The organism is Rickettsia australis str. Phillips, assembly GCF_000273745.1.
GTDB classification, from domain to species: Bacteria; Pseudomonadota; Alphaproteobacteria; order Rickettsiales; family Rickettsiaceae; genus Rickettsia; species Rickettsia australis.
The window spans coordinates 62,256-77,211 of sequence record NZ_AKVZ01000032.1; the positions used below are offsets into that span (position 1 = coordinate 62,256).

The window sequence follows — 14,956 nt, forward strand, 5'->3', positions numbered from 1 at the left end:
TAAATGAGTTGGATTATTTTTTATACGGTAATCGCTACTTTACTGATTCTTGATTTGGGAATAGTACACAAAAAAAATACCGTAGTAAGCTTTAAAGAAAGCGTACTTTTTAGTCTTTTCTATTTTGTAATAGCTTGTTTATTCGGTATCTATGTTTACTATAATATAGGGGCAGACCATGCTCGTGAATATTATACTTGCTTTCTCATTGAGAAAGCTATGTCCCTTGATAATATTTTTGTTATCTCTATTATTTTCCAATTTTTTAAAATTCCTGGGAAATATCAATATCGTGTTTTATTTTTTGGTATAATAGGCGTAATAATATTCAGAGCCATAATGATTTATGGTAGTATTATTCTTATAAATAAATTTGCCTGGTTATTATATATTTTTGCCGTAATACTTATTGCTACAGGTATAAAAACTTTCTATGTATCACATAAAACTTTTGATATACAAAATTCTTATATTTACATGTCAATAATAAAAAATCTAAATATTACCCCTAATCTTGAAGGAGATAAATTTGTTGTTAAACGTAATAATAAACTATATTTTACTCCCCTTTTTATATCGTTAATGCTGATAGAAGCAATAGATTTAGTCTTTGCTATAGATAGTATACCGGCAATATTTGCAATTACTAATGATGTTTATATAATTTATACTTCAAATATTTTTGCTATTTTAGGGCTTAGAGCATTATTCTTTTGTTTAGCAGAAATTGTAGAACGTTTCGGTTATATAAAATATTCTGTGGCTTTAATTTTAATATTTATCGGCTTTAAAATATTTATTCATCATTATATAGCAATTCCGGCATATGTTTCGCTCACTGTAACTATTACTTTATTACTGTTTGGTATAATTGCTTCCATAATTAGAAAAAATATGATTGACCATTAATAAAGGAGATATATAATATTTTTTATTTTTTAAGCAATTATAATGATAAAATTACTAAAATTATTTTTTATTACTATCATCATTTTTAATAACATTGCTTTTGCAAAAGAAACAAGGTTCTATATAGGAGCAGAAGGCGGAATAGTTGAACCGGTCGTTAGTAAATTCCGACATAAACACTCAAATACAGAAATAATTTTAAAAAAATCAAGTATGTATAGTGGGAAAATAGGCTATATAGTATATCCACAGATAGCTATTGAATTTTCAGCAACTTATCAACCTAAATATCGTCTGCATTACGTATTACCTCAGCAAAATTTAAGTAATGGTCTCACTATTCATAAAACCCCAGGTAATACTACCGTATTATCAAATATATATATGCTAAATCTTATTTATGATTTAGAAAAAATAAAAACTTTCACACCTTTTGTAATACTTGGAGGTGGAATAGCACAAGTAAAAGTTAAGCCTACCTCCTCTAGGTGGAGTGTTATAAATGGTGATTATTTTAAAGTCAGAAGAACTCATAAAAATTGCGTTGCTTGGCAAGCAGGTCTTGGCATTTCACAAGATGTAACTTCAAATTTAAGTATTGATACAACCGCAAAATTACAAACGGCATATAGAGTAAGAATTAATTATGATACGCTTGATATGAAAACAGGACAATTTGTGCCGGCAAATCCTATCAAAAAAACTATAGCCGTTGGGGAATTTGGCGTAGGATTTACTTATAGATTGCCATTTTAATAATTCTGTGAAATATTTATATGAAAGCATCGTCAACGTCATTGCAAGGAAATTACCTAACAATTGACGAAGCAATCTCAGGATATTTGACAAGATTGCCACGTCGCTTCGCTCCTCGCAATGACGTTATGATACATACAAAAATCAACTATATAAGGAAAAAATATGTCCCCAAAAGCTACTAACTCTTCTTCTACCTCTAACGGTCATGATAAGACAACAAAAACTAACAAGCCTGTTCTGAATGGTGCAGTTTCAAATCATAACACTTATGATGAAGTGCCGTATGAAAGCTACCCATATGCTCTTACAACTCCTTATCACTTAAGTACACTTGCAACTCTTTTCGGTGTAAATGCTCCTGAAGTCGAGAATGCAAAAATATTAGAGCTTGGTTGTGCAGCAGGCGGTAATTTAATACCACACGCAGTTCTTTATCCAAAAGCTCATTTTGTTGGTGTGGATTTGTCTAAGGTACAAATTGACGAAGCAAATAAAAATGTTAAAGAACTAGGATTAAAAAATATAGACTTCCATCATTGTTCAATAACCGATATTGATGATTCTTTCGGTAAGTTTGATTATATAATTTGCCATGGAGTAATTTCTTGGGTACCAAAAACCGTTAGGGATAAAATTTTTGAAGTTTGTAATAAAAACCTTACTTCAAATGGAATAGCATATATTAGCTATAATACCCTCCCTGGCTGGAATATGGTCCGTACTATCAGAGATATGATGATGTATCATTCTAGCTCATTTGCAAATGTCTGTGATAGAATAGCTCAATCTAGATTGTTACTAGAATTTGTTAAGGATAGCTTAGAAAACTCTAAAACTCCTTATGCAGAGGTATTAAAAACCGAATCAGGGCTACTTGCTAAACAAACCGATCATTATTTACGTCATGATCATCTAGAAGAAGAAAATGCTCAATTCTACTTCCATGAATTTATGAATGAAGCAAGAAAGCATAATTTACAATATTTAGCCGATTGTAATCTTTCGACTATGTATCTCGGTAATATGCCTCCGAAAGTAGTAGAACAGTTAAAAGCGGTGAATGATATAGTTAGAACTGAACAATATATGGATTTCATTACGAATCGTCGTTTTAGAACCACTTTACTATGTCATAGTGATGTGAAAATTAATAGAAATATTAACAATGATGATATAACGAAATTTAATATGATCTTTAATATAGTGCCTGAAAAACCACTCAAAGAAGTAGACCTGAATAATGCTTCCGAAAATTTAAAATTCTTCTTAAACGGTAATAAAGACTCTAACTTAACAACTAGTTCGCCTTATATGAAAGCTATTTTATATACTTTCAGCGAAAATCTAAATAATCCGTTAAGCTTTGAGAAAATAACAGCTGAAGCCAATAACAAGCTACATAATACTAAATTAAACGAAATCAAAGCTGAGCTTTTAAATAATGCAATGAAGCTAGTACTACAAGGTTATATTAGTATTACAAATCAGAAACATAGAAATCACCCTGAGCTTGATAAGCCTAAAACAACAAAAATGGTCATACATCAAGCAACCCATACATCTTCTATGTGGGTCACAAATTTGAAACATGAACCGATCGGCGTTAATTTCTTTGAGAAGTTTGCACTTAGATATATGGACGGTAAACATGATAAAAAAGCAATCATTGAGGCTGTACTGGGTCATGTAGAAAAAGGCGAACTAATTTTAAGTAAAGAAGGTCAAAAAGTAGAAGATAAAGAAGAAATACGCAAAGAACTAGGAAGCTTATTTACTCCGATGATTGAGAAGTTTTCTTCTAATGCTTTGTTGGTTTGATGTGTTATGTCATTCCCGCGAAAGCGGGAATCCAGAAAAAACTATAAATACAACAAATTTTTGAAATTAAAATCTCGCTTTATGCTAGATTCCCGCATACGCAGGAATGACATCGGTAACGATGCAAGCGATACTCAAAAACACAAAAATAACTTATGCCCATATTTTTTTATTTATTTGCAACATTAATAACTATTAGTAGCTTATGCGTTGTTTTAAGCAAAAATTCCGTATATTCGGTATTATGGTTAATTTTTACATTTATCAACGGTGCAGGACTTATGATTTTGCTTGGAGCAGAATTTTTAGCTATGATTCTTATAGTGATTTATGTTGGAGCTGTAGCAGTATTATTCTTATTTGTGATAATGATGATAGATATGCATTCTAATAAGACACTAACGCAGTTAAAAAAAAATCTAGCTTTAAGTATTTTTATAGCTTTAATTATGTTTGCTGATTTAGTAATAATTATTTTACTTGGTACTAAAAACATTAATTTTAGCTCAGATATATCATTTGCCATAACAAATAATATATCAAATACTAAAGCAATAGGTAACGTGCTTTACACTAACTTTATGCTACCGTTTCAAATGGCTGGGCTTATTTTATTTGTCGCTATGATTGCATGTATTACGTTAACACTAAAAAAACGTGAGGGAGTAAAAAATCAAGATATTACAAAACAACTCTCCCATAATAAAGGTAATGTTGTATTGATGACAAAGCCTACTCTAAATAAAGGTGTCGAGAATATTAAATATGAATGAATATATTTCGCTCAATCATTATTTAATCTTAAGCAGCTTAGTTTTTACTATTGGGATGTTTGGACTATTTATGCATCGCAAAAATATTATCAATATATTAATGTCCATTGAGTTAATGCTGCTTGCAGTTAACATAAATTTTGTTGCATTTTCCGTATATATGCAAGAATTATCGGGACAAATTTTTAGTATTATAATCTTAACTGTAGCAGCTGCCGAAACCTCAATAGGGCTTGCAATATTATTAATATATTTCCGTAATAAAGGCTCAATTGAAATCACTGACATTAATCAGATGAGGGGGTGAGATGTATCAAAACCTTTCCATAATGATCATCATGTTACCGCTTGCATCTAGCGTAATAAACGGGTTATTCTTAAAGTTAATCGATAAAAAATTAGCTCAAATAATTGCAACCGGTTTTTTATTATTATCTGCCTTATTCTCATTAATAATATTTTGCGATGCGGGTTTAGGCAGGAATATAATCCATATTAAGTTATTACCATGGATTGAGGTTGGAAATTTTAAAGTAATTTGGTCGATTTATATCGATCAGCTCACTAGCATAATGTTTATAGCCGTAACATGGGTGTCAAGCGTCGTGCATATTTACTCGCTTGGCTATATGGCGGAGGATAAGGGAATTGTACGTTTCTTGTCTTTTCTTTCTTTATTCACTTTTTTTATGTTAATGCTAGTATCAGCAGATAATTTCTTACAATTATTTTTCGGCTGGGAGGGCGTCGGGATTTGCTCATATTTACTAATCGGATTTTGGTATTCAAAAGAATCAGCCAATAAAGCAGCGATTAAAGCTTTTGTTGCAAATAGAGTCGGCGATTTTGCTTTTATCTTGAGCGTAATAACGATTATTGTTTATTGTGGTTCGGCAAATTATAAAGATGTATTTTCATCTGCAGAGTTACTATCTAATACAAAAATATTTTTACATTTTTCCATTCTAGACATTATTTGCTTGTTATTATTCATCAGTTGTATGGGTAAATCTGCACAAATCGGTTTACATGTATGGCTTCCTGATGCGATGGAAGGACCCACTCCCGTATCCGCACTTATTCACGCCGCAACCATGGTAACAGCGGGAGTATTCTTAGTAGCACGCTGCTCGCATTTGTTTGAATATAGCCCTTTAGTTCTACAATTTATTACAATAATAGGCGGCGTTACTTGTCTTTTTGCCGCAAGCATTGCTATTATGCAAAGCGATATCAAAAAGATTATTGCTTACTCTACCTGCAGTCAGCTTGGTTATATGTTTATGGCTTGCGGGGCATCTGCCTATAATAGCGGGATATTTCACTTAGTAACTCACGCATTTTTTAAAGCCTTATTATTTTTATCAGCCGGCAGTGTAATACACGCAGTTCATGAGCAAGATATTTTTAAAATTGGTGATTTAAGAAATAAAATGCCAGTAACTTACGGAAACTTCTTAATCGGTTCACTCGCATTAATAGGAATTTATCCGCTTGCAGGGTTTTACTCTAAAGATTCGATTTTAGAAGCAGTGTATAGTAGCGGCTCGTTTATGTTTATTTTTGGAATAGCAGCAACAATACTTACCGCTATTTATTCAATGAAGATTATTATGTTGGTATTTCATGGTAAAACTAAACTAGAAAAAGATGTTTTTGAGCATACCCATGAACCGGCTAAAATAATGAATAATCCTCTTATATTACTTGTCGCTGGGAGCTTTTTTAGCGGTATGATCGGCTATTATTTACTTTCTATGGACAAACCAAACGGCTATTTCCATGAAAGTCTATTTAATTTACATATTTATAAACTACTAATTAGCCACCCGCCTTTATATATTAAGCTACTACCTATGGCAGTTGGTATAATTGGGATTGTTATTGGGATTTGGATATTTTCATTGTCATCCCACGAGCTTGTAGTGGGATCTAATAAAAATAAAAACAACTGGATCGCGTGGTCAAGTCACTGGATGACACCCCTTGGATTAATTTCCAACATACTAAGAAATAAATATTACTTCGACGAGATATATAATTTCTTAATTGTTAAGCCTACTAACTGTTTAGCCTATTTATTTTATCTTGGTGACCAAAAAATAATCGATCGTTTTGGACCGAACGGTTTTTCACGAATTGTTAATTGCTTTAGCATTCTTATCGGTAAAACACAAACGGGATATGTTTTTAATTATGCTTTGTATATAGTATTATTTATTGTTGTAACAATTAGTTATTTTGTTTGGAAAGGCTTTGAGTGTCATGCCGTGGCTTGACCACGGTATCCAATACTCTTGTCACCCCGCGACTTGATCGCGGGGTCCAGTTAAAAATACTAAATTATTTTGTTTTTTTGGATACCGTGGTCAAGCCACAGTATGACATCGAATGCGTTTTTTTCGATCCACGCAAGAATGATGTATACTACTAAAAACTTATAAAATCTTAAAAGAATGTTAGAATTACCTATTATATCTATCAGTATTTTTCTGCCGCTAATAAGCGTGATATATATTTTGCTGTTTATTAGTCAAAGTAAAAAGACGGATAAATCGATATATGTAATGTATGTGGCGGTGCTTAGTTCTGTTTTAACATTCATCTCAACTATCTATATTTTAATAGAGTTTGACTCCTCAAATCCTGCTTATCAATTTGTTGAACGCTACGCTTGGCTTGATAAAATCGGGCTTGAATTTCATGTTGGTGTTGACGGTATATCAATATTTTTTGTGGCTCTAACTTCTTTTCTTACTCTTATTTGTATAATCGGAAGCTTATTTACTGTTAAAAAATATATTAAAGAATATTTAGTATGCTTTTTATTAATGGAATCTTTTTGTATAGGAGCATTTACCTCAGTAAATTTATTATTATTCTATCTCTTTTTTGAAGCAATATTAGTGCCGATGTATATCATTATAGGCGTATGGGGTGGCGAGAACAGAATATATGCGGCTCTGAAATTCTTCTTATATACTTTCTTCGGCTCGGTATTTTTCCTACTTTCATTAATTTATATTTACAGTAAAATTCATAGTTTTGATTTAACTTATATGCCTGAACTTACTGATAATATTCCATTATTTGCTCAGCAAATTTTATGGTGGGCTATCTTTATAGCCTTTGCCGTTAAAATCCCTATGATTCCGGTTCATACTTGGCTACCTGATGCACACGTACAAGCTCCAACTAGCGGCTCGGTTATTCTTGCCGGTATTCTGCTAAAACTTGGCGGTTACGGTTTTTTAAGAGTATTACTACCGCTACTCCCAAGTGTATCACAAGAATTTGCAATTTACGTAATTTACCTTAGCGTTATTGCTATAATATATGCTTCCCTTGTTGCTCTTGCTCAAAAAGATATGAAGAAGATGATAGCCTATTCATCAATTGCACATATGGGATATGTTACGATAGGTATTTTTAGCTTTACTGAAGCCGGGGTTAGCGGAGCAATATTTCAGATGCTTAGCCATGGCGTGATTTCCTCATGCCTATTCTTAATAGTCGGCACTTTGTACGAAAGATTGCACACTAAAGAAATAGTTAAATACGGCGGTGTAGCAAGTAAAATGCCTATGCTTGCCACATTTTTTATGATTGCAATGCTTGGCTCTGTCGGCCTGCCCGGTACTAGCGGATTTATTGGAGAATTTTTAAGCTTGCTTGGGATTTATAAGGTGAATGTAGCAGCAACTTTTGTAGCAGCTCTCGGCATAATCCTTGGGGCAGTTTATATGCTGAAATTATATAAAGAAATTATGCTTGGTGAAATTACCAATAAAGAACTTATGCATTTCAGAGATTTATATAAATATGAAATAATCTCAATAGCTCCTTTAATATTATTAATTATTTACTTTGGTCTAATGCCGAGCCCTATTCTAAATGTATTGAGTTTATCGGCGGAGAATTTGTTGGTTAAATTTTAATTGCTTACAAAAAATATAAATGCTACTCTAATTATAGAACTTAAAAGTGAGTTCTATATAGAAAAAGAAGCTAATAAAGTAACAGGCATAGATATAAAGTCATGTAGTAAATCCTAAGCATCAGATCATAAAGAAGCTTTAAGAAATGCTCATAACAAACTTGGAATTGGTCATAATAATCAACAAGATAATACAGAATTAACTGGAGCTACACCAAAAGAGCATCATGAAAATTAAATTTATTGAAAAGCAACAGATATCATACCGTGGTCAAGCCACAGTATCCATAAAAGCAATTCAAAATACTAATCATTTTACTAGATACCGTGGTCAAGCCACGGTATAACATGGACATGTTATCACTTCATCAATTACAATTTAATATAGAACAAAGAAATTTATTTGATCTATGTATCACTTTTCTCCCTTCTTCTATCACCTATATAAAAGGAGCTAATGGTTGTGGTAAAAGCTCACTACTGCGAATGATAGCAGGAATTATGCAACCAAGTAGTGGTAATATCTACTATAAAAATAGTAATATTCACAATATCCCTAAACCTTACTGCACTTATATCGGTCATAATTTAGGTCTAAAACTCGAAATGACTGTTTTTGAAAATCTGAAATTTTGGTCGGAAATTTATAATTCTGCCGAAACGCTATACGCCGCTATTCATTACTTCAAATTACAAGATTTATTAGATGAAAAATGCTATAGTTTGTCTAGTGGGATACAGAAAGTCATAGCCATATCAAGGCTTATTGCTTGCCAATCTGACTTATGGCTACTTGATGAAGTTGAAACTAACTTAAGTAAAGAAAATAGGACTTTATTAAATAATCTAATTGTCATGAAAGCAAATAGCGGCGGTATTGTTCTTCTATCCTCTCATCTAGAAAGTTCTATAAAATCTGCACAGACATTACAACTTGATTCATTATTAGACTTCTTGCCTAACTTGCAATGGTAATTTGTACGTCGATCCGGTACTCGAATTCTCACGTTACTTACGTGTACGCTGCAGTTCGAGGTGAAGTATCTCATTCAAATGCCTCCTTATTAGCTACGTTATGCGAGAGGTCTATTATTATTTTGCGTATTTTTATAAATCTTCTAATGTACAATACAAAATATAAGACTAACTATAATTCAAATTGAACAATTAATTATTGTACTTACAGCACGTGCTTTGTAACTTCTATATATTCATTCTTATAACTAATTCTCTGTTTTTCTAGCTCTTTTGGAGGCAAGACTTTTAATTATTAATATAAATCCTTATCATATGATTTTAGCTCTAAAGTACTATATTTATGAGCTCCTCTTTTTAGTATATTCCGGTAGGGATAATGTAATGAATATTAAATGTAATAGAGAGCGTTATCAATAAAACTATAGTAGTAACAAAACAAACTACCATACTATAAATCTGTTTTATAATTATTTACAATTAAGAGAATAGAAGTCAAAAAAAAGCAAAGCAATACTTATAGTGGATTACAAAGGTTTATGAAATTTCGAATGCAAAGTTCGAATTTTCAAGGGATTAACGACTATGTCATGCCTGCGAAAGCAGGAATCCAGCATAAAGCGAGATAAAACAAGCTTTTAATTTCAAGAATTTGCTGTGTTTATACTTTTTGTTCTGGATTCCCGCTTGCGCAGGAATGACATAGAGTAAAAACTATCCAGTACTATAGTAATTTACCTATACTCATAATCCTTATGTAGTTTACTAGCGAGTGCCTGCTCCCATCTATCACCATTTTGCAGTAATCTTTCTTTATCATAAATAAGTGCGTTATGAGTTAGGCTTGCAAACTCAAAATTAGGACCTTCAACTATCGCATCTACTGGGCAAGCTTCTTGACACAACCCACAATAAATGCATTTTGTCATGTCTATATCATAACGTGTTGTACGCCTACTGCCGTCTTCTCGTTCGTCCGCTTCAATTACTATTGCTTGTGCCGGACAAATCGCCTCGCAAAGCTTACAAGCAATACAACGCTCTTCCCCGTTTTCATAGCGACGCAGTGCATGCTCACCCTTAAATCTAGGACTAACAGGGCTTTTTTCATAAGGATAATTTATGGTAACTTTGGGCTTAAAGAAATACTTTAAGGTCAAAGACATTCCCCTTATTATCTCATATAGAAAAAATGATTTTAAATTGTTTATCATAAAAAAATATATATATTAACGATCTATGGCTTTGTTGCAGCTTCTATGTCATTCCCGCGTAGGCGGGAATCTAGAAAAAAGTATAGATAAAGCAAACTTTTGGAATTAAAAGCTCGTTTTATGCTGGATTCCCCCTACGCAGGAATGACATAGATCCATACAACAATACCGGTTTTAGCTAGACATTAATTATAATAATAACTTTCAAACATGCGGCAAATTATCAGTGTAGAAAAGTACACTTGACGCTAACACTACCCAAAATAAAGTTAGAGGTAAAAATACTTTCCAACCAAGTCGCATTAATTGATCATAGCGATATCTTGGCAACGTCGCTCTAATCCATAAAAAGCAGAACAACAAGAACCCAACCTTAAATACAAACCAAAAGAATCCCGGAATACAATCTAACCATGATATATTAAAGGGTGGTAAATAACCTCCTAAAAAGAAAGTGGTAGTCATTGCACTAACTAATATCATATTAGCATACTCACCTAAGAAAAATAAAGCAAATCCCATAGAGGAATATTCAACATTATAGCCTGCGACTAATTCCGATTCTGCTTCAGGTAAATCAAAAGGTAACCTATTTGTTTCAGCAAGTACCGAGATAAAGAACACGATGCCCATAGGTAGTAGCATTAAATCAATCCACCACGGCATTGTTCTTTGTGCTTCAATAATCCCACTTAAATTCAGAGTACCGGTAGTAAGTAATACAGTAATAATAACGAATCCCATAGATACTTCATAAGAAATCATTTGGGCCGAGGAACGTATAGCACCAAGGAATGCATATTTTGAGTTACTAGCCCAACCGGCAATAATAATGCCGTAAACGCTTAAAGAGGATATAGCAAAAATATATAAAACACCAACATTAATATCTGCAAGAACTATGCCCTTTGCAAAAGGTATAACTGCCCAGCCGATTAAACTTAATATAAAAGTTATCATCGGTGCTAAAATAAATAATATTTTATCGGCATTAGTTGGAATTATCGGTTCTTTGAATAAAAGCTTAACCGCATCAGCAATAGGCTGAAGTAATCCAAACGGACCAACGACATTCGGTCCACGTCGTAACTGCATTAATCCAATAACACGACGTTCTGCATATGTTAAATACGCAACACATAAAATTAAAGGGATAGTGATCGCCATCACCTTTAGAGCGATGATAATTAACGGAAAAATATATTCAAAAAAGAATTCTGTCATAATGTTATTTAATTGTCATACAACCGTCATTGCGAGGAGCAAAGCGACGTGGCAATCCAGCAAAAGATTAAAAAATTCTGTAAATCAGAATTTTTACTGGATTGCTTCGTCAATTACTTACGTAATTTCCGTGCAATGACGACTCTTTATGCTACCTCCCTACTTCTTGCTTCCTTAGCCTCTACGCACTTAGCCATAGTGACCGAGTTTTTGCTAATTACGTCAGTCATGTAATAATTACTAGGCTCCGTAGTTATAGGCTCTTTTGATAACTTATCTTTAGAGCTAAATTTAGCAAATTTACTCTCTACAATTTTATCAATATTAGCAAATATCTTATATTCTTTAGCAAGTTTGGCTCTTACTTCTTGTAAATCACTCATTCCGATATCTAGTTTCAGATAACTGGCAAGCTCTTTAATAATTTCTATATCTTCTTTAGCTGTTCCTACAAGCGATACTGCTTTTTCTGCTATTTGCGGTCTTCCTTCTAAATTTACGTAAATGCCGCTCTGCTCTGTATAAGCAGCCGCAGGTAAAATTACATCAGCATTCGCAGCACCTGAATCCCCATGATGTCCTTGATATACTATAAAAGCCGATTTCAACTTATCAAATGAGATGGCGTCCGCTCCAAGCAGATAAGCGAGTTCCAGTTCCTCAAGCTTAATAGGATTATTCAAACCAACGTCAAGACCGCCAACTATAGAAGCATGATTATACAATATATTAAAGCCCTTCCAATCATCACGCATAATATTATATTCAGTCACTATCTTATGGATAAGCGACAATATAGCATATCCGTCATCTCTCGCATATACGCCATCACCTACTATAATCATCGGATATTTTACTGCTTTTAAAGCTTTCGTAAACTCATGAGTACCAATAGCTAGCTCCTCAATAATCTTAATATCACTTCCTAGATCCTGAATTCTATAAGTTTGGTTATGTCCTTCACCTATTCTTGCTACTTTTAATGAACCGGCACGCACTTTCTGTCCTATTCGGCTATTTAACACCGGAGCTATCTGCCTTGGATTTGCTCCGATTAGTAAACATAAATCAGCCTTTTCGACGCCGACAATCGTTGTATTAAATAAGTAGTTTCCTCGCTGCGTAGTATCTATTTTATAGTTAAACTGATTAACACTATAATTATTACAGCCAAGCTTTTGCATTAATGTTTTCAGCATAAACATTGCTTCAACAGAAGCAAGAGAACCTACAATAGCAGCAATTTTCTCCGGTGTTACGGATTTAATTTTATCCGCTATCGTCTTTAAGGCTTCGCTCCAACTAGCCTCTACTAACTTACCGTTTTTTCTGATATAAGGGCGATCTAAACGCTGATATTTCAAACCGTCATAACTAAAACGGTTTTTATCAGAAATCCATTCCTCATTTATTTCTTCATTAACACGAGGTAATATTCTCATTACCTCATCGCCTCGACTATCTATACGAATATTGGAACCTTCGGCATCATGTACGCCAATGCTAGCGGTATGTTTTAGTTCCCATTTACGAGCTTTAAAGGCATAAGGTTTGGAATTTAAAGCACCGACCGGACAAATATCTATCATATTACCGGAAATTTCAGAATCGAGTGTTTGCTCTAAATATGAAGTAACCTCCATATGCTCGCCACGATGGATAGCTCCCATTTCTTCTATTCCGGCTATATCATTTGCAAATCTAATACATCTTGTGCATTGTATACATCTAGTCATCGCTGTTTTAATCAGCGGTCCCATATATTTATCTTTAATAGATCTCTTATTTTCATGGAACCTATTAGTACCTTTGCCGTATCTAAAAGCCTGATCCTGCAAATCACACTCACCTCCTTGATCACAAATAGGGCAATCTAAAGGATGGTTAATCAGTAGAAACTCCATCACCCCTTCACGTGCTTTTTTTACCATAGGTGTATCGGTGTGAATAACCATACCGTTACTTACCGGCATTGCACAAGAAGCTATAGGCTTTGGTGATTTTTCCATTTCAACCAAACACATACGGCAATTACCGGCGATTTTTAAACGCTCATGATAACAAAAATGAGGAATTTCTTTACCTGCTTGTGTACAGGCTTGATAAACGGTGCTACCTTCTGATATTTCTATTTCAGAACCGTCTACGTTCAGTTTTATCATCTTATTTAATCCAATAAGTCATAGGGTTTGGGTATGTCTGATCCTCTATCATATATTTAAAACCTATGGCAACACGAAGTACATACCAAACAGCGAGTGCAAAATATAGTACTACTCCAATAATGATAAACGTAAATATGAAACATACAATCCACCCAAGTATCCCAAGACAAAAAGTACGAAATAACAACACATAATGACTAATAGCAAAGTGATCACCTTTATCTTTATTGAGATATGCAAAAAATACTCCAATTAACGGTAATATCGGTGCTACTATTCCACATAGATATAATATATATACCACAATTAGATTCTTCTTACCACTCTCGGTATATTCTTTAAGATGCTTGTCCATATACTTTTCCTTTTTTACTTCTCAATTTCATCTTTTAATCTGTGTATTTCTTTCATAGTAATTCGGTAATTTCATGAATTTCTTCTATAGATTCTGTTTTCATTAACATCTTTTTTGCTATTTTTGCCATAGCTTTCTCTTCGCCTCTTTCTTCAGCCCTTTTAACAGCACTAGCTTCAATTCTCAACCAATTTAAGCGGTGTTCATATTCTTCTCTTTTCTTCATCACTTAAATTTATCACTTCAAGCACATTTAATGCTTGCTTGAGCTCTTTACTGTTTAATTCTTTAGGAAGCTTATCTTTATTTAGCAAATCATTTCTAGTTAAAAAAGCAACCCATACATCTAAAGCATTCTTTACTTTTTTTACTATATCGGATAATTCTTCTTTGATGTTATCAGCAAACTTATTGAGTGCTATAGTGTGTAGCTCTATATCCTCAAAATATTTTAAACTGGTTTCATCTTCTTTCAACCTAAATATATTATGATATTTATCAATATTTGTGATGCCGGTAAAATTAGTATATGGATTCCTATCGTTTTGTTTAATTCTGAATATCTAGAACCTTCTTTTAGCTGTCCAACATATAGCTTTGCCCAATAATATAAAGCTCTTTTATCATAATTTGCTTCATCCGTTACCTGAATTTCGATATTAAATATTTTACCGCTTTCGCCTTTAGCTTTAATATCTAAAACAGAAAGCTTATTGTTTAAAAAACTCTTTGGATTATATGGATTAATTAGAGTTACTTCTTTTACCTGATCTGCCTTGGTTACTATCGAATTAATAAGCGATATTAATAAATCTTTGTTTTCTTAC

15 protein-coding genes are annotated in these 14,956 nt (G+C 33.1%); 8 read left to right on the forward strand and 7 right to left on the reverse strand.

Going from position 1 to position 14,956, the window contains the following annotated elements; translation table 11 throughout:
- Window positions 1-3 precede the first annotated feature (3 nt).
- From A452_RS0105905 to ccmA, 8 genes are all read left to right on the forward strand, one after another.
- A complete protein-coding gene (locus tag A452_RS0105905; RefSeq protein ID WP_014412281.1) occupies window positions 4-909 on the forward strand; it encodes a TerC/Alx family metal homeostasis membrane protein in 906 nt (301 codons plus the stop codon).
- Window positions 910-951: 42 nt separating this feature from the next.
- Window positions 952-1,665 (forward strand): outer membrane protein, encoded by a 714-nt coding sequence (locus tag A452_RS0105910; RefSeq protein ID WP_014412280.1) that lies wholly within the window; start codon window positions 952-954, stop codon window positions 1,663-1,665.
- 165 nt (window positions 1,666-1,830) lie between these two features.
- On the forward strand, window positions 1,831-3,486 hold the full coding sequence (locus A452_RS0105915; RefSeq protein WP_014412279.1) for a methyltransferase regulatory domain-containing protein: 1,656 nt from the start codon (window positions 1,831-1,833) through the stop codon (window positions 3,484-3,486).
- Window positions 3,487-3,641: 155 nt separating this feature from the next.
- Window positions 3,642-4,259: an NADH-quinone oxidoreductase subunit J gene (locus A452_RS0105920; RefSeq protein ID WP_014412278.1), complete on the forward strand. Its 618-nt coding sequence runs from the start codon at window positions 3,642-3,644 to the stop codon at window positions 4,257-4,259.
- On the forward strand, window positions 4,252-4,566 hold the full coding sequence (gene nuoK, locus A452_RS0105925; protein ID WP_010421133.1) for an NADH-quinone oxidoreductase subunit NuoK: 315 nt from the start codon (window positions 4,252-4,254) through the stop codon (window positions 4,564-4,566). Before A452_RS0105920 ends, nuoK begins: the two co-directional genes overlap by 8 nt.
- 31 nt (window positions 4,567-4,597) lie before the next feature.
- Window positions 4,598-6,538, forward strand: a complete 1,941-nt coding sequence (gene nuoL / locus A452_RS0105930) for an NADH-quinone oxidoreductase subunit L (RefSeq protein ID WP_014412277.1) — start codon at window positions 4,598-4,600, stop codon at window positions 6,536-6,538.
- A gap of 177 nt (window positions 6,539-6,715) precedes the next feature.
- Window positions 6,716-8,197 (forward strand): NADH-quinone oxidoreductase subunit M, encoded by a 1,482-nt coding sequence (locus A452_RS0105935; protein WP_014412276.1) that lies wholly within the window; start codon window positions 6,716-6,718, stop codon window positions 8,195-8,197.
- Between the two features lie 347 nt (window positions 8,198-8,544).
- The gene (gene ccmA / locus A452_RS0105945) at window positions 8,545-9,171 is read left to right on the forward strand and encodes a heme ABC exporter ATP-binding protein CcmA (protein WP_014412274.1); all 627 of its coding nucleotides are present in this window, start codon (window positions 8,545-8,547) and stop codon (window positions 9,169-9,171) included.
- A 734-nt stretch (window positions 9,172-9,905) separates the two neighbouring features.
- Here ccmA and nuoI read toward each other — a convergent pair.
- The 7 genes from nuoI to A452_RS12615 all read right to left on the reverse strand — a co-directional run bounded on the left by nuoI (window position 9,906) and on the right by A452_RS12615 (window position 14,934).
- A complete protein-coding gene (gene nuoI, locus A452_RS0105950; RefSeq protein WP_014412273.1) occupies window positions 9,906-10,385 on the reverse strand; it encodes an NADH-quinone oxidoreductase subunit NuoI in 480 nt (159 codons plus the stop codon).
- Between the two features lie 204 nt (window positions 10,386-10,589).
- Window positions 10,590-11,609, reverse strand: a complete 1,020-nt coding sequence (gene nuoH, locus A452_RS0105955) for an NADH-quinone oxidoreductase subunit NuoH (protein WP_014412272.1) — start codon at window positions 11,607-11,609, stop codon at window positions 10,590-10,592.
- Window positions 11,610-11,755: 146 nt separating this feature from the next.
- Window positions 11,756-13,771, reverse strand: a complete 2,016-nt coding sequence (gene nuoG / locus A452_RS0105960) for an NADH-quinone oxidoreductase subunit NuoG (RefSeq protein WP_014412271.1) — start codon at window positions 13,769-13,771, stop codon at window positions 11,756-11,758.
- A 1-nt stretch (window position 13,772) separates the two neighbouring features.
- Window positions 13,773-14,129, reverse strand: coding sequence for a DUF4870 family protein (locus tag A452_RS0105965; RefSeq protein WP_014412270.1), 357 nt, complete (start codon window positions 14,127-14,129; stop codon window positions 13,773-13,775).
- A gap of 52 nt (window positions 14,130-14,181) precedes the next feature.
- Entirely contained in the window at window positions 14,182-14,355 is a 174-nt protein-coding gene (locus A452_RS12245) for a hypothetical protein (protein ID WP_014412269.1), read from the reverse strand.
- The gene (locus A452_RS12610) at window positions 14,333-14,605 is read right to left on the reverse strand and encodes a PD-(D/E)XK nuclease family transposase (RefSeq protein WP_014412268.1); all 273 of its coding nucleotides are present in this window, start codon (window positions 14,603-14,605) and stop codon (window positions 14,333-14,335) included. Before A452_RS12610 ends, A452_RS12245 begins: the two co-directional genes overlap by 23 nt.
- Entirely contained in the window at window positions 14,602-14,934 is a 333-nt protein-coding gene (locus A452_RS12615; RefSeq protein ID WP_155813389.1) for an Rpn family recombination-promoting nuclease/putative transposase, read from the reverse strand. Before A452_RS12615 ends, A452_RS12610 begins: the two co-directional genes overlap by 4 nt.
- Window positions 14,935-14,956 lie beyond the last annotated feature (22 nt).

What these genes read in the sequence shown, in the direction of transcription:
- nuoK (WP_010421133.1), top strand. Translation starts at nt 4,252, where the DNA reads ATGAATGAATATATTTCGCTCAATCATTATTTAATCTTAAGCAGCTTA.
- nuoI (WP_014412273.1), bottom strand. Translation starts at nt 10,385, where the DNA reads ATGATAAACAATTTAAAATCATTTTTTCTATATGAGATAATAAGGGGA.
- A452_RS12245 (WP_014412269.1), bottom strand. Translation starts at nt 14,355, where the DNA reads ATGAAGAAAAGAGAAGAATATGAACACCGCTTAAATTGGTTGAGAATT.
- A452_RS0105905 (WP_014412281.1), top strand. Translation starts at nt 4, where the DNA reads ATGAGTTGGATTATTTTTTATACGGTAATCGCTACTTTACTGATTCTT.
- A452_RS0105935 (WP_014412276.1), top strand. Translation starts at nt 6,716, where the DNA reads ATGTTAGAATTACCTATTATATCTATCAGTATTTTTCTGCCGCTAATA.
- A452_RS0105920 (WP_014412278.1), top strand. Translation starts at nt 3,642, where the DNA reads ATGCCCATATTTTTTTATTTATTTGCAACATTAATAACTATTAGTAGC.
- nuoH (WP_014412272.1), bottom strand. Translation starts at nt 11,609, where the DNA reads ATGACAGAATTCTTTTTTGAATATATTTTTCCGTTAATTATCATCGCT.
- A452_RS0105965 (WP_014412270.1), bottom strand. Translation starts at nt 14,129, where the DNA reads ATGGACAAGCATCTTAAAGAATATACCGAGAGTGGTAAGAAGAATCTA.
- ccmA (WP_014412274.1), top strand. Translation starts at nt 8,545, where the DNA reads ATGGACATGTTATCACTTCATCAATTACAATTTAATATAGAACAAAGA.
- nuoL (WP_014412277.1), top strand. Translation starts at nt 4,598, where the DNA reads ATGTTACCGCTTGCATCTAGCGTAATAAACGGGTTATTCTTAAAGTTA.
- A452_RS0105910 (WP_014412280.1), top strand. Translation starts at nt 952, where the DNA reads ATGATAAAATTACTAAAATTATTTTTTATTACTATCATCATTTTTAAT.
- nuoG (WP_014412271.1), bottom strand. Translation starts at nt 13,771, where the DNA reads ATGATAAAACTGAACGTAGACGGTTCTGAAATAGAAATATCAGAAGGT.
- A452_RS0105915 (WP_014412279.1), top strand. Translation starts at nt 1,831, where the DNA reads ATGTCCCCAAAAGCTACTAACTCTTCTTCTACCTCTAACGGTCATGAT.